Source organism: Paraburkholderia bannensis NBRC 103871 (genome assembly GCF_000685015.1).
In the GTDB taxonomy this organism is placed as follows: domain Bacteria; phylum Pseudomonadota; class Gammaproteobacteria; order Burkholderiales; family Burkholderiaceae; genus Paraburkholderia; species Paraburkholderia bannensis.
Genome location: NZ_BAYA01000010.1, coordinates 210,508 through 225,398, shown reverse-complemented (window position 1 = coordinate 225,398; position 14,891 = coordinate 210,508). Strand labels below are relative to the sequence as shown.

The window sequence follows — 14,891 nt, the reverse complement described above, 5'->3', positions numbered from 1 at the left end:
TTTCGAGCGTGCTCAAGCCGCCTCAAGCCGCCTCAAGCAGACTCAAGCCGCTTCCGGCCACGGCAGGTCGGGCGAAGCCCAGTCCAGTTCGACGGCGATCAGCACCTGCTGGTTGCCCACCTCAATTGCAATCGACGCGATCACGCACAGGCAGCTCGTCAGCGGCGAGAGCATCGGGCCGGAATAGACCGCCTGGCCGTTGTTGCGCGCGGCCTTCCAGAAGAACGCGCGATGATCCCAGCGCCCGCCCGCTGCGTCGCTGCCGTTGTGCAGGCTCAGCGGCGGTTCGGTGCGGGCCGCGCCGCGCGCCTCGAACAGCGTCGGCCGCCCCGCCGGGCCGAGGGCGAAGGCGCGCACGCATTGCGCGCCGGCCAGCAGCTTGGCGAGCGATTCGGAATACGGCGTGCCCGACTGCACCTGGCGGCTGGCCTCGGCGAGATCGGCGAGCCACGGGCGGATCGCGCAATCGAAGCGGCTCATGCGCACCGCGCGGGCTTCGGCGGCCAGGTCGAAGGCATGGTCGATGCGCGTGGGCGTGGTGTTGGCCGGCGCGAGCGCCGCGTTGGGGCGCCCGAGCAGGAAGCCCTGGGCGATATCGACCTTGGCATCGACGGCCAGCACGAGTTCCTCGGTGGTTTCGACGCCCTCGACCACGACGACGATGTCCGACTGATGCAGCAGCGTGACCAGGTCGCGCAGCAAGGGGCGGCCCGAGCGCCGGTTGCGCGCGCGAATCAGTTCGCCGTCCAGCTTGACGAGGTCGGGCTGGATACGCAGCAGGCGGTCGAGATTCGAATAGCGCGCGCCGAAGTCATCGACGGCGATCAGGAAGCCGCAGTCGCGATACCGGTTGGCGGCCAGCGACAGCGCGTCGGGGCCCGCATCGTCGGATTCGAGCAGTTCCAGCACGATGTCACCGGGCGCGAGGCCGGCCGCATCGACCATGCGCGCAAGCTCGGCCTCATAGCCCGGCAGGATGAAGGTGGAGGGCAGGATATTGAGGAACAGGCGCGCGCCCTCGGGCATGCGGCCCGCCGCGCTTTGCAGGTGGCAGCGATGGGCGAGCACGTCGAGTTCGCGCAACTCGTGCGCCGACAGGCCGCCGAACAGCACGACCGGCGGCACCATGTCGCCCTGGTCGTCTTCGCCGCGCAGCAGCGCCTCGATGCCGATGAGTTTTTCGCGCGGCAGGCTCCAGAGCGGCTGGAAATGCGACACCAGCGTGACGTTGCGCCAGCGCAGGCGCGAGCTGGTTGCGTGCGCAACGGGCTCCCGAGGAGCGTCGCTGCCCGCCGTGTTGCGCACCGCCACCAGCGCCGCGCCGCGTTCGAAGGCCACCTGGTTGCGCCCGGCCTGCTTGGCGCGGAACAGCGCTTCGTCCGCGCGTTCGAGCAGTGCCGCGAGATCATCGCCGGTCTCGCTGTTATCGCCTTGCATGTGCGCGACGCCGATGCTCACGGTCACGAAGCCGTCGGGCCGCTCGATCTGCGAAATCGCGTGGCGCAGCGACTGCGCCAGCCCGGCGATGGGCACGGGCGGCTGCTCCTCGGCCAGCACGACGAATTCCTCGCCGCCCATGCGCGCGATCAGCGCGCCCTCGGGCGCGTGCTGCACGATGGCGTCGGCCACGTTTTGCAGCGCCTTGTCGCCCGCGCCGTGGCCGAATTGCTCGTTGATCGACTTGAACTGGTCGATATCGATGAACAGCAGCGTGACGGCGCGGCCCGCCTTGCGCCGTTCGGCCATGAAGCGCGCCGCCTCGTCCAGGAAGGCGCGGCGGTTCATCACGCCGGTCAGCGCGTCGGTGGCGGCGAGCGCCGTGAGCGTCTCTTCAAGCCTGAAATGGCGATAGCGGAAGTGATAGAAGCCGAAGTGAAACACGATGGCCGTCGTGAACGCGATGGCGACCCACACGCCGAAGATCGCCAGTTGCGCGGCGTCATGGGGCAGGCCGAGCACGAAAGGCAGCGTCGCCGCGTAGTAGCACACGCTGCCCAGCGCGAAGTGGCGCGGCGTGAGCCACAGCGGCGCGGCGCAGAGCGTGATCGCCACGACGGCGGGCGTCATCCAGACGAGCGGGTCGTCGGTGCCGCGCACGAGCGCATTGGCGGCAAGCTGCATGATGACCACGTAAGCCACGCCGATCAGCCCGAATTCCGCCGTGGTGCGTGTACGCGGAATGGCGAGCACCAGCAGCAAGAGGCCCACGCCCCCGAGTGCGGCGATCCAGAACGGATACGGCGCAGCGGCTGCGTTGACCAGTTGCGCACGCGCCGCCGCGAACAGCACATAAGCGCCGATGGACAGCGCCATGGTGACGAACGAAAGCGGGCGCTGATGCTGGAGCGAGCGCGCGTGGAATCGATTTCGTTCGGCCGCGTTGGCCGGTAGAGGAAAGACGGAAGACCCCATGACTCGCACTCCGGCGATTTGTCGGACAAAAAATGAGGGCCCAGTATAGCCGCCGGGGGTGCTTTGCGGATATGCACGCCAAAAGACGTCGCGCTTGTGGGACGACGCGCCCGGCGGGAATCGCCGAAATGTCCGTTTAGAATGGGCCCGATCTCAACGGGAACCCATGCGTATGCAACTACTCGACCATGTATCGATCGGCGTGCCCGATCTTGACGCGGCGCGGCCGTTTTATGACGCGATCATGACAGCGCTAGGCGCGCGCAAGGTGTACGACCGCGCCACGGCGCTCGGTTACGGCGAACGTTGCGATGCCAGCGATACCGCTTCGAGCTGCCTCGCGGTGTACCTGGACGCAAGCGAAATCGCGCAAAACAAGCGGCATTGGTGCTTCAAGGCCGCGACGCGCGCCCAGGTCGACGCGTTCTTTGCAGCCGGACTCGCGGCGGGTGGCCGCTCCGATGGCGAGCCGGGCCTGCGCGAGCACTATCACCGCGACTACTACGCGGCTTTTCTGGTGGATCCGGCGGGCAATCGCGTCGAGGCCGTCTGCCACGCGGCACAGGCAGTACACGCGGCAGGGACGCCAGCGGCTTAACTGGCGGGCTGGCGCTCCCAGGGGGCGGCGCGCGAGCTGCGTGCGAAATGGGCAAGCCGCTCCTGCGCCTTGAGCACCGTGAACACCGGCGCGCGCCGCAATTGCCGTTCATGCAGGTCGAGCAGCCACGCGGCGAGCGCCTTGTCGTCCTCGCGCAGCGCGTAGAGGTCGAGCGCGGTATCGTGCGCTGTGTTGCCGATCATTCGTTCGATATCCTTAAAGTCGGCGTGATCCGCATGACAGACCCCGGCATCGCACAAGAACCACGTGAGATAGGCGGTTTCGATCAGCACGGCCATCTGGTGGCCGTTGCCCTTGCCGGACAGCAGCGCCGCGAGCGCGAGGTGGATGCGCAGCACACGATCCTGAACCGACGCGGGCGAACCGGGCAACAACATCGACTTGCTGAGGGGTTTCTTGCCGTACATGGTGCCGTTAAGTCGATGTCACTTCGTGACGTACCACAGGGCGCCAGTCCCTGGGGTGTTGGTCGCCGCGGGTTTGGCCGGGGCAGAAGGCCTGGCGGAAGGCGTCTGCGCAACGGGCCAGACGGCGCCTGGCGCGGCGGACTGCGCAGCCTTGTCGGCGGCTGGCGCGGGCGGAAGCGGTGCCTGCGCTTGTACCTGAGTTTGTACCTGCGCTTGGGCTTGTGGCTGTACCTGAGCCTGCACCTGCGTCCCCTGGCGCGGCACCGAGAGATACCAGAGCGCATCCGTCGACGGCGCGGAAGCGCCGCGCGTGCTGGCGGCTTTCTCCTGTCCAGGCGCCGTGGCGGTGTTCGCCGTGGGCAGCACGGCCGCCTGCGCGCCCGCTGCCGCGGGACGCCCCGCATCGCCATTCGCGGTCTTTTGCGCGCGCGCTTCGGTCGTGCCGATCTGGAAAATCAGCGTGCGCTCCAGCGACGAAATCACGGCATAGGGCGGCTGCGCCTCCCAGCGCAGCAGCACGCGGCCGCGCGGCGTGTCCGCGAAAATCGCGGGCGGGCGCTTCATGTCGCTGAACTGCACATAGACCTTCGCGCCATCGTCGAACACCTGCACGGGCTTCACGTCGTCCGCGCCGCTCACCGTCCAGCCAAAGCTGTAAGCACCGGGCGCCGCCCCCTGCGCGATGGCCTGCGAAGCGGGCAGGGCCGCTGGCGCCGATTGTGTCGTGCGCGGCGCGTTCATGCGTACCTGCGTGACTTCGAGATTCGAAAACGGGTTGTAGCCACCCGCGGGCGGCGTATACGAGGGCGGGAGGATGGGCATGGGCGAGTCCGGCGAACTGGTGATGGATTGCGCGGTGGCGTAGACCTTTTGCGCGTAGGCCAGACGCTTGTCGGGCGAAGCCGCGTTATACGCCCCGATCGCATTCCAGGTCGGGCCGAACTGGCGGATGTTCTCCGCGAGAATCCAGGCGGCGACGTAGGCATTCGTGCAAGGATCGTAGAGGCTCTGTTGCGTGATGCCCACCTGCGCGAGGCGCGGCAGCCACGAACTGTTGATCTGCATGAGGCCGATATCGACCGTGCCGTTGCTGTTGCGGTTGACGACATTGGTCTGGGTGCCGGACTCCACCTGCGCGATGGCGCGCATGAGGCTCACGTTGACGTGCTGGAACGCGGCCGCGTCGTCGATGCAATCGGCGAGGGCGAGGCCGGGCGTGGCGATCAGCAGCGCGGCAAGCGCGATGGACTGAGGCGGAACAGGGCGTAGCAAGGGCGAGGTCGGGCACTGCATGATTGGTCTGGTCTATACGTAATATTTCGCCGTGCGGCGGCGATCGTTTTATTTGTCGGTGACACTCCCCGGTCATGGTGTGGTTTTTTTAAATCGCACGTCGGCACATTTAACAAAAATGACCGCAGGCTGTGCTTTCGTCATTTTTGCCGGTTTGCCGCGGGCAGGTATTTTATGCTGCTGTTCTTGTGTACGTGCGTTAAATCCCGCGGTGCGGTATTTTAATTTGAATTCGCCAGATCAGGATAGATGGTAAGACGAATAATATGGCGGGTGAATTATCTGGCTGGCGATGCGATGAACAGACACAGCGTTCAGGTAGAGCTGGCGCGGTTCTGGTCGATCATGAAGAAGTGCCGGTAAAAAATCCCGTCATATGCCATGTGCATTGGCTTGCGGCATTTTTTTCACGCGCGGTTTATCGAAGCTGCTGTTAATCGCCTTACTGGTCGCTTGACCGGAAAAGCCAAAAGTTCACGCGTTCTTTTGTTTTTTTCATACCCGTGAACTTTGGTGAGATCTTCTGGATTAATTCCGCTCCCGACCCGGCGGGCGGCGTAAAGCCTGAATGCCCAGCGCCCGTCGCTTCAGATTAACCGTCTTGGCCGATAAGCCGATACGCTTCGCGAGTTCGAAATCCGAAATCTTGCCGAGCAGCGCGATCTCGTCTTGCTGCCATTGATGGCGTACCGGCGCAATGCCCAATTCGGTGCGTTTCTTGTACACGGTGGTATTGCTGCAACCGATCTGCTCCGCGACGACGGCATCGCTCACCGTGCCAAGCAAGGCGATCTGCTCGTCAGTCCATTGACGGCGCGAGCGCACGGCGGGAAGGCCCCGTTTCACGCGTTCGTAGCGCACGGCGTTGTAGCTCTTGCCGAAGCGCCACGCCAGTTCCAGGTCGGGTACGACGCCGAGCAGCGCGACGCCTTCCTCCTGCCAGTTGCCGGGCAGCGCACCGCCTTGTGCGTGGTAAAGCCGCGCGGCCGCCAGCGTGTTCCAGTTGCGTGGCCGCCTCGGGCCGCGATCGGCGACCGCCGCCAGACCCAGCTTGCGGCGCTGCAGGCGCACGCTCACCGTCGAAAGGCCGACGCGCCTCGCGATCTGCGCATCGGGCAGCGTGCCCAGCAGCGCCAGTTCCTCTTCGCTCCAGTGATGCCGCGCGCGTTCGATCCCGAGGCGCCGCCGCTTCTTGTTCACGACCGTCTCGGACAGATCGAGCCGCCGCGCGAGCTTCGCGTCGGACATGGTGCCGAGCAGCGCGACTTCCTCATCTGTCCAGAAGTGAACCGATTTGCAGCTGGCGATGCCCCGCGCGAGACGCGCACGCTGGATCACGCCGGTGCTCACGCCGACCTGCTGCGCCAGCGACGCATCGCTTTGCCTGCCGAGCCGCGCGAGCGTTTGCGCGCTCAGGACGATGGCGCGCGTCCGGGGTGCGATGCCGAGTTTCTGCCGCATCGCGCCGACCGTCTGTGGCACGACGCCGAAGCGCCGCGCCGCCTCCGTATCGGTAATCGTGCCGAGCAGCGCGATTTCCTCGCGCGTCCAGCGATGGCCGACGATACCGCGCTCGCGCGCGGACTCGATGCCAAGCTCGCGCCGCTTGGCGCTGACCGTGGGCAGCGATGCGCCGGTGATTTCGGCGACCCGCGCGTCGGTCATGGTGCCGAGCAGTGCAACGGTTTCCGGCGGCCACGCATAGCGCGGAGGGCGGCCGCGGCCGTCGCGGCGGGGGCGGCGCGCGGGCGTGGGTGAGGACGTCTGCGCGCCGCGTCGTCTCTTGGGCGCGCTATGAGGCGTCGGGTCGCTGGTCAACGGAGAAATGGGCATTTAGTTTGTCATCCTTATGAATGAAATGAGGCGATGTGCCAGGGTCTGTCGGACTGGCGATCGCCGTCATGGCCTCATGCAGTGGATTCTTGTCGTGGATCCGCGCATAAATTCGCGCAGTGGATTCACGCTGCCGGGAGCGTTGCGCTACCGTTGGTCTAGGATGGGATAAATCTGTCTTTGGAAATACCCGAAAAATCCGAATTTCAGCGTCCGGCGGGGTGGCGGCACGCTGGACGGTCGCAATTTTGCTGTCGCTTGATATTCGACAAGATTTGTCAGGGCCGCAGATAGGCGCTCTGTCGCACGTTCGCGGAGCAGAACACGCGGAACTCGACGGGTTCGCCGGCGCTCGTGCGCTCGACGATGCCGCACGCGTGCAGCGCATGCTGGAGCGCGGCAATCACCTGGCCGTCCGGATCCTGGTCGATGGCAATGTCCATGATGCCGGCGTCGATGTACTGGCGGTGCGCGTCGAACATCTCGTGGCCGATCCACGTCACCTTGCCCGCAAGTCCCGCTTTGCGCAGCGCGGCTTCGACGCCCGCCGAGCCGTAACCCGTGTTGTAGATGCCGGTGAGGTTGCCGCGCCGGATCGCTGCGCTCACGGCGCGGTAGCAGCGGTCGTCCTCATCGAGCGATTCCAGCGACGCGGCCTCGCAGACCAGATGATCGAAGTGACGCGCGATGTGGGTGCGGCAGCCTTCGATGCGATCCGCATGTGCACGGTAGTCGAGCCGCGCGGGCAGCAGCAGCACGCGGCCGGGCCTGGCCAGACGCCCCAGAAAATACCCGGCGGTATGACCGGCGCGCAGGTTGTCGATGCCCGCGTAATGCAGCCGGTCGATGCCGCCGATGTCGGTGACCATCGTCACCACGGCCTCGCCGCGTGCGATCGCCGCTGCGAGCGCGGCGCGCACCTCGGGCGTGTCCTGGGCCGTGACGATCAGCGCGGCGCGGCGATGACGCGAGCGTCCGATCGAGGCGGGCAGGCGCGCTTCGTCGGCGCTGGACAGCATGGTGCGATGCACGATCACGCGCCGGTCGAGCATTTGCGCCGAGCGTTGCAGCGCTTCGCGCAGGCGGCTGAAAAACGGCGAGTCGCTGCCCGGCACCATCACGTCGATATGGACGAGGCCGTGCTGGGTGTCGGGCAGCATGCGCGGCACGGCCAGTTGCTTCGCGGCGGCGATCACGCGCTCGCGCGTCTGCGCGGAGACGCTGCCGCGCTCGTTGAGCACGCGGTCGACGGTGGTGGCGCTCACGCCCGCCAGTTCGGCGATCTCGACGAACCGCGCGGTGCGCTTGCGCCAGCGCGGCGGCGTTTCCTTGGGCACGGCGTCTCCGGGGCGATGGGGTTGCTGCGGGGCGATGCGTGGCGATCATGACATGCGCTCACCAGCCCACGAGCGGCCATGGTGAAAGAATGACGAAATTTCGTCAATTTTCCCGTTGAGGCGGCGGTGCCGCTGGCCTATGTTCCTGACATGCGTTCCGCGCCCAACGAGGCCGGAACCGTCCTGACAAGGAGACACAGGTGGCGCATAACCAGAACACAGGCGACAGCACCCGGAAAACTGCACCCGGCCCGCGCGATGCCTACCGGCTGATCGGCGGCGCAGGCGAGCGCGCACGGGCCGCGGGCCTCGTCAATGCCGACTGGTACAAATGCGCGGTGCCGCGCCCCACCATGAAGCAATTGATGCAGCGCAGCGACGCGCGCGCGATCCGCGACACGCTGCTCTGGTACGCGGCGATTGTCGCGAGCGGCGCGCTGGCGGGATGGGCCTGGCACGCGCATTCGCTCTGGGCGATCCCGGCTTTCTTCCTCTACGGCACGCTCTATTGCAGCCCCGCCGATTCGCGCTGGCACGAGTCCGGTCACGGCACCGCTTTCAAGACGCGCTGGATGAACGACGTGCTCTACCAGGTCGCCTCATTCCAGGTGTTCCGGCGCGCCACGGTCTGGCGCTGGAGCCATGCGCGCCACCATACCGATACGCTGGTGGTGGGCCGCGATCCGGAGATCGGCGCGCCGCGTCCGACCGACTGGCTCGGCATTGCGCTCAATGTGGTCGCGCTCAAGCACGTCTCGCACGAATTGCCGATGATGGTGAGCGCGGCGTTCGGCAAGGTCGGTGCGCAGGAGGAGACCTTCATTCCGGCCTCCGAATGGCCGAAGGTGGTGCGCGAGGCGCGCATTTCGCTGGCGATCTACGCACTGGTGATCGCGGCGTGCATCGCCTTTCATTCGATTCTGCCGTTGCTTTATATCGGCCTGCCGAGTCTCTACGGCGCGTGGCTTTACCTCTATTTCGGCCTCACGCAGCACGCGGGCATGCCGGAGAACGTGCTCGATCACCGCCGCAATTGCCGCACCGTGCGCATGAATCCGCTGTTCCGCTTTCTTTACTGGAACATGAACTATCACGTCGAACATCACATGTTCCCGATGGTGCCGTTTCATGCGCTGCCGGCATTGCACGAAGTCGTGAAGGCCGACATGCCGCCGCCGTATCCCAGCACGATTGCCGCGTATGCGGAGATCATTCCGGCGCTGGTGCGCCAGACCCGCGATCCCTCGTATGCCGTCGCGCGTCCGGTTCCGGATGCCGCGCAGGCCTGATCGATCAGTACACCCTATAAAACCGGAGACGAGCATGACGCAATGGATCGACGCGGCGGCGCTGGGCGATATCGAAGACGAAGACGTGATGCGCTTCGATCACGCGGGACGCACTTTCGCGATTTATCGCGTGGGCGACGATGTGTATGCAAGCGACGGTCTTTGCACGCACGAACAGGTGCATTTGAGCGACGGACTCGTGATGGGGCACGTGATTGAATGCCCGAAGCACAACGGACGCTTCGACGTGCGCGACGGCAAGCCGCTGTGCGCGCCCGTATGCGAAAAGCTCAAGACGTGGCCCGCGAAAGTCGAGGGTGGCCGCATCCTGGTCGAGGTATGAGCGATGACATTCGATCATGCGAGGGATCGTGTCATGGCGATCGTCGGCGCGGGCCATGCGGGCGGCCGCGCGGCGCAGACGCTACGTGAAGCGGGATGGAAAGGCCGCATCGCGATGATCGGTGCCGAGCGGCATTTGCCCTATGAGCGCCCGCCGATCTCGAAGGGCCTGCTGACCGGCGAGCGCGAAGCGCAGCAATGTCACCTGCGCCCGCACGACGCGTGGCGTGCCGACGATATCGAGCACATCGTGGGCGCCGTGCGGTCGATCGATGCGCATGAGCGCACGCTGCAACTCGCCGATGGCCGAAGCTTCGCGTACGAAGCGCTGTTGCTCGCGACGGGCGGCCACCTGCGCAGGCTCACGATTCCCGGCGCGCAACTCGACGGCGTGTTCGGCTTGCGCACGCTCGACGATGCGGCGGCGCTTGCGCCGCGCCTGGGCGCAGGCGCGCGCGTGGTGGTGATCGGAGGCGGCTTCATCGGGCTTGAGGTCGCGGCGTCGGCGCGTGCGCGTGGATGCGAGGTGTCCGTGGTGGAAGGCGCTGCGCGTCTGCTGGGCCGCTGCGTGCCCGCGGAGATTGGCGCGCATGTGCATGCGTTGCATGAGCGCCAGGGCGTGCGCGTGGTGCTGAATGCATCCGCACGCGCTATCGCCCAGCGCGACGACGGCAGGCTGGACGTCACGCTCGATTCGGGCGACTTGCTGGACGCCGATACGGTGGTGGTTGGAATCGGCATCGAACCGGCGGACGAAATCGCGCGTGGAACCGGGCTCCAAACCGGGCTCCGAACCGGGCTTGAAACTGCGCGCGGCATCGTCGTAGACGAGACGTTGCAGACCTCGGCGCCGGGCATCTATGCAGCGGGCGACGTCGCGCTGTTTCCGAGCCGCTTCGGGACGCACCACATTCGCCAGGAGACCTGGCACAACGCCGAAACGCAGGCAGGCGTCGCGGCGCGCAACATGCTCGGCGCGGGCGAGCCGTATCGCGACGTGCCATGGTTCTGGTCGGATCAGTACGATCGGCAACTTCAGGTGAGCGGCGAACCGGCGCTTGGCGTGCGCACCATCGTGCGCGACCTGTCGGGTGAGTCGCAGATCCATTTCGCACTGGACGGTGCAGGGCAACTGGTCGCGGCGAGCGGCTTCGGCACGCTGCAAGGCTTCGCGAAGGAGATGCGGCTTGCGCGCATGCTCGTGGAGCGCGCCGTGCCAGTCGATGCGCAAAGTCTTGCGAATCCGGATGTGAAGCTAAAGAGCCTGCTTTAACGCGCTTGAATCAAAGTGCCCTTTAAAACTCACGGAGACACAATGGCACAACGCCTGCTCGTATTTCAATCGCTCTGGGCGATGGAGCGCCGCCATACCGACGGCTACGAGCGCACGCTCGGCGAAAACCTGCGCATGATCGCGCAAGCGGGCTTCGACGGCGTGAGCGCACACTACACGGATCGCGCAGCCGTGCGGCATCTCGCCGAACTGCGCGCCGAATACGGTTTGAATGCGGAAGGCCAGTGCTTCCCGCGCACCATCGACGACCTGCAGCCGGTACTGGAAAATGCGGTGGAATCCGGCGCGCACCATATCGACATTCAACCCGATGTGCGTCTGCGCACCGTGGCCGAATGCGTGCGCCTGCTGGACGGCTGGCAACGGCTGGCGGAGCAGGTCGACATTCCGGTGTATATCGAAACGCACCGCGACCGCATGACGACCGACCTGTTCTTCACGCTCGATCTGCTCGATGCGCGGCCGAACCTGAAACTGCTCGGCGATATTTCACACTATCTGGTAGCGCGCGAATTCGCGTGGCCGGTCTCGGATGAAAACCACGCGCTGATGCATCGCATTCTCGATCATTCGTGGGCGTTTCATGGCCGCGTGGCGAGCCGCGAACAGGTGCAGATCGAATTATCGTTCGAGCCGCATCGCATGTGGGTCGACCTGTTTCTCGACTGGTGGCGTTATGGCTTTGCATCGTGGCGCCGCCGCGCGGGCGCAAACGATACACTCGCGTTTACCTGCGAACTGGGGCCGAAGCCTTATGCGATTATCGGCCGCGACGGCAACGATACGACCGATCGGTGGGCCGAATCGCTGCTCATGAAGGACTGGATCCACGCACTCTGGCGCGAGCTGGAGTAGGCGACTGTGTTACCGCGCATTGCCGGGCGTTGCCAGGCATTACCACGCAGGCTGCAATAAAGGATGCGTCGCAAACGTTGTCGCCGCAACCGTCTTGACACCAGGCAGAATTAAAGAATTCACGCTCGGGAATCATTGCGTGAATGTAACGAAAATGACATAAAGAGTCTTTAGCGTGCTGATTTTCTCATCCGACGAATCAGTTCGCCATGCACCCAGCGCTTGCGCAATTTCACCGTTCCGGCCCGACCGGAGGTCCACGTTGCGCCGGCGATCTGTGTCAGTCTGCGCCGGCCATCGACGCTTCGGATTCCAATTCGCGCGTAATGGAAGTGTTCTACTCGCGCCGCGACCTGATTAGTCTCGCCGTCATCGAAGGCGACCGTCCCATCGGCCTCATCAACCGCGATATCTTTCTGTCGCAGATGAGCAAGCCGTTCCATCGCGAGCTTTACGACAAGAAAAGCTGCATCGCGTTCATGGACAAGGAGCCGCTCATTGTCGACGCCGACATGAGCATCGAGGCGCTCACGTTCAAGACGGTCGAAGTCGGTGAAAAGGCGCTTGTGGACGGCTTTATCGTCACGCGCGAAGGGCGCTTTTCCGGCGTAGGCAACGGCCTGCAATTGCTGGGCGCAGTCGCCGAAACGCAGGCAGAGAAGAATCGCCAGATCATGCAGAGCATCGAATATGCGAGCGTGATCCAGCAGGCCATGCTGCGCGCCTCGCGCGAAACGCTTTCGACCATGCTGCCCGATGCGGCGCTGGTCTGGGAGCCGCGCGACGTGGTGGGCGGCGACTTCTATCACTTCGCGGCGTTCCCCGACGGCTGGTTCGGCGCGGTGGCCGATTGCACGGGACATGGCGTGCCGGGCGCGTTTATGACGCTGCTGGCTTCGGCGTCGCTTTCGCAGGCGCTTGAACGCCTGGGCCCGCACGATCCGTCGAAGCTGCTGGCGGCCGTCAATCGCAACGTCAAGGGACTGCTGGGCCAGGTGAAGGGCGCAGGCGACGCGCCGCAGTCGAACGACGGGCTGGACGCGGCGTTCTTCTGGTACGACGCTGCAAAACAACAACTGCATTTTGCGGGCGCGCGCGTGGCACTGCACGTGTTGCGCCCCGATGCCGAACAGTTTGAAACCATCGCGGGCGAGCGCGTGGGCGTGGGCTATGTGGACAGCCTGGCCGACTATGCGTGGCCGCTTCACGCTGTGGATCTGCCCGAAGACAGCCTCCTGTTCGTTTCGACGGACGGGCTGACCGACCAGATCGGCGGTGCGCGCAAGATTGCCTTTGGCAAGCGCCGCTCGCTCGACCTGATTCTTGCGAACCGCGCGCAGACGCCATCGGCCATTTGCGCGCGCCTCGTGGATGCCCTGACCGAATGGCAAGGCGCACAATCGCGCCGCGACGACGTCACTTTACTTTTTGCACGCGTTTAAGATTGCTGATCAAACTTATGTCCGAACTTCTGGAGCAGAACAGCGCCTTTCTGGAGCTTGCGCAGCGGCGCAACCTGATTTTTTATCACAAAGGCTACTTCTCCCAAAACATCGTTGCGGCAATGAGCGAAGTCGTGAAGCTTCAGCTCGAAGTCGCTGGCGTCAATGGGCCGACGCGCCGCAAGCTGTTTTCGTCGTTTATCGAGCTTTCGCAGAATATCGTCCATTACTCGTCCGAAACGCTGCCCGCTGACCAGACGCAAGGCGGCATTCGCGAAGGCGCCATGTGCATCACGAGCGACGGCGAGCGCCATCTGATGGTGTGCGTGAACCCGATCGCCACCCATGCCGTAGACGAACTGCGTGAAAAGCTCGAACCGCTGCGCAGCATGTCGGTCGATGAAATCAAGCAGGCCTACAAGAATTCGCTGCGTGCCGAGACGCCCGCCGAAAGCAAAGGCGCGGGCATGGGCTTTCTGACGATGGCGCGAGACGCGAGCGCACCGCTCGAATTCGCCTTCCATCCTCGCGAAGACGACCCCGCGACCACGCTGTTTTGCCTGAAGACCATTATCTGATTGCCGCGACTGCCATGGAAAACCTACATATTGCCGCCACGGCGACTTCGCCGGAAATCGATTTCCAGTTCGACCAGAACACGCTTTCGCTGCGTGGCGAGTCCTACCCGGAAAACGCCGCCGCCTTTTACGCACCGGTCATCGAACGCCTCGGTGCGTGGCTTGCGCAGTGCGACGACGTCGCGATCACGGTGGACGTGACGCTCACCTATTTCAACAGTTCGAGCACGAAGATGCTGTTCAGCATTTTCGACGCCCTCGATCGCGCCGCCTCTGCGGGCAATCGCGTGCAGGTGAACTGGTATCGCGATGAGGAAGACGAAACGATCCAGGAATTCGGCGAAGAACTGCAAACCGACTTCACGGCGATCAAGTTCATCGATTGCCCCGTGGCGATCTAAGGATAGCGATGGTGGTAACGACTTCCTCCGCAGACACAGCGACGAGTGACGCGCCAGACCTGTTTCAGAGCGAAAGCGAGGCGCTGGAAAAGGCGCGCGCGATCCGTGCCGACGCCAGCGCGGACGCACAGCGTTACCGCCATGCCCTGGGCGAACTGATCGGCCATTACGAGCGCCTGATGCGCGAGACGCGCCGCCTGATCGGCCGTAGCGACCGCGCCGAGCGCGAGATGCACGCGCTTACGCAGCAACTGCAATATCGTGCGACGCACGACGCCCTGACCGACGTGTTCAATCGCAGCGCCGTGATCGAGCGCGCGAGCAAGGCGTTGCGCACCGATTGCGCGGTGATGGTGCTGCTCGATATCGACGAGTTCAAGAAGGTCAACGACGACTACGGCCATCCCGCCGGGGACACGGTGATCCTGGGGATTGTCGATTGCCTGCGCCGCATCGTGGGCAGCAAGGGCATCATTGGCCGCGTGGGCGGCGAGGAGTTCACGGTGGTGCTGCCCGGCTACGAGCTGGACGAGGCGCTGGCGCTGGCCGAAACCATGCGTGCGAGCATCGAGAACCATGTGTTCGGCGCACCGGTGACCCGGCGCATCACGAGCAGTTTCGGCGTGAGCGCGAACCCGCTCGGCACGAGTTTCGATACGGCTTATGGGCTGGCGGACGCCGCGCTCTACAAGGCCAAACGCAGCGGCCGCAACCGGGTGGAGTTTACCGGCGGCGAGTCGGTGCCGCGCGACGCACACGAGGGTTAAGCCGTCGTGGCGTCGCCGGGCG

Annotated in this window: 14 protein-coding genes; 9 read left to right on the top strand and 5 right to left on the bottom strand. The window is 64.9% G+C overall.

From position 1 onward, the window contains the following. Positions 1 to 42: 42 nt before the first annotated feature. A complete protein-coding gene (locus tag BBA01S_RS18065) occupies positions 43 to 2,412 on the bottom strand; it encodes a bifunctional diguanylate cyclase/phosphodiesterase (protein WP_027817683.1) in 2,370 nt (789 codons plus the stop codon). Positions 2,413 to 2,584: 172 nt separating this feature from the next. Here BBA01S_RS18065 and BBA01S_RS18060 point away from each other — a divergent pair, with 172 nt between their 5' ends. Beyond that, entirely contained in the window at positions 2,585 to 3,010 is a 426-nt protein-coding gene (locus tag BBA01S_RS18060; RefSeq protein WP_027817682.1) for a VOC family protein, read from the top strand. Here the strand turns inward: BBA01S_RS18060 and BBA01S_RS41695 are convergent. The 4 genes from BBA01S_RS41695 to BBA01S_RS18040 all read right to left on the bottom strand — a co-directional run bounded on the left by BBA01S_RS41695 (position 3,007) and on the right by BBA01S_RS18040 (position 7,901). Then, positions 3,007 to 3,438, bottom strand: a complete 432-nt coding sequence (locus BBA01S_RS41695) for a hypothetical protein (protein ID WP_042297470.1) — start codon at positions 3,436 to 3,438, stop codon at positions 3,007 to 3,009. The genes BBA01S_RS18060 and BBA01S_RS41695 overlap by 4 nt on opposite strands. 18 nt (positions 3,439 to 3,456) lie before the next feature. Continuing rightward, a complete protein-coding gene (locus BBA01S_RS41690) occupies positions 3,457 to 4,731 on the bottom strand; it encodes a lytic transglycosylase domain-containing protein (protein ID WP_042297469.1) in 1,275 nt (424 codons plus the stop codon). A gap of 528 nt (positions 4,732 to 5,259) precedes the next feature. Then, complete coding sequence (locus BBA01S_RS45925; RefSeq protein ID WP_156965977.1) at positions 5,260 to 6,564, bottom strand: hypothetical protein; 1,305 nt, start codon at positions 6,562 to 6,564, stop codon at positions 5,260 to 5,262. Positions 6,565 to 6,842: 278 nt separating this feature from the next. After that, on the bottom strand, positions 6,843 to 7,901 hold the full coding sequence (locus tag BBA01S_RS18040) for a LacI family DNA-binding transcriptional regulator (RefSeq protein ID WP_027817680.1): 1,059 nt from the start codon (positions 7,899 to 7,901) through the stop codon (positions 6,843 to 6,845). 200 nt (positions 7,902 to 8,101) lie between these two features. On the opposite strand from BBA01S_RS18040, the gene BBA01S_RS18035 reads away from it, so the two are divergent. The 8 genes from BBA01S_RS18035 to BBA01S_RS41680 all read left to right on the top strand — a co-directional run bounded on the left by BBA01S_RS18035 (position 8,102) and on the right by BBA01S_RS41680 (position 14,869). Then, positions 8,102 to 9,190 (top strand): fatty acid desaturase family protein, encoded by a 1,089-nt coding sequence (locus BBA01S_RS18035; RefSeq protein ID WP_042297468.1) that lies wholly within the window; start codon positions 8,102 to 8,104, stop codon positions 9,188 to 9,190. A 34-nt stretch (positions 9,191 to 9,224) separates the two neighbouring features. Then, positions 9,225 to 9,533, top strand: coding sequence for a non-heme iron oxygenase ferredoxin subunit (locus BBA01S_RS18030; protein WP_027817678.1), 309 nt, complete (start codon positions 9,225 to 9,227; stop codon positions 9,531 to 9,533). Between the two features lie 3 nt (positions 9,534 to 9,536). Then, on the top strand, positions 9,537 to 10,805 hold the full coding sequence (locus BBA01S_RS18025; RefSeq protein WP_027817677.1) for an NAD(P)/FAD-dependent oxidoreductase: 1,269 nt from the start codon (positions 9,537 to 9,539) through the stop codon (positions 10,803 to 10,805). Positions 10,806 to 10,847: 42 nt separating this feature from the next. After that, positions 10,848 to 11,681 (top strand): sugar phosphate isomerase/epimerase family protein, encoded by an 834-nt coding sequence (locus tag BBA01S_RS18020; RefSeq protein WP_027817676.1) that lies wholly within the window; start codon positions 10,848 to 10,850, stop codon positions 11,679 to 11,681. A gap of 326 nt (positions 11,682 to 12,007) precedes the next feature. Then, complete coding sequence (locus BBA01S_RS18015; protein WP_042297467.1) at positions 12,008 to 13,123, top strand: SpoIIE family protein phosphatase; 1,116 nt, start codon at positions 12,008 to 12,010, stop codon at positions 13,121 to 13,123. Between the two features lie 17 nt (positions 13,124 to 13,140). Then, the gene (locus tag BBA01S_RS18010; RefSeq protein ID WP_027817674.1) at positions 13,141 to 13,701 is read left to right on the top strand and encodes a SiaB family protein kinase; all 561 of its coding nucleotides are present in this window, start codon (positions 13,141 to 13,143) and stop codon (positions 13,699 to 13,701) included. A gap of 14 nt (positions 13,702 to 13,715) precedes the next feature. Further along, positions 13,716 to 14,102: a DUF1987 domain-containing protein gene (locus tag BBA01S_RS18005; protein ID WP_027817673.1), complete on the top strand. Its 387-nt coding sequence runs from the start codon at positions 13,716 to 13,718 to the stop codon at positions 14,100 to 14,102. Positions 14,103 to 14,110: 8 nt separating this feature from the next. Further along, the gene (locus BBA01S_RS41680) at positions 14,111 to 14,869 is read left to right on the top strand and encodes a GGDEF domain-containing protein (protein WP_042297466.1); all 759 of its coding nucleotides are present in this window, start codon (positions 14,111 to 14,113) and stop codon (positions 14,867 to 14,869) included. The last annotated feature ends 22 nt before the right edge of the window (positions 14,870 to 14,891 follow it).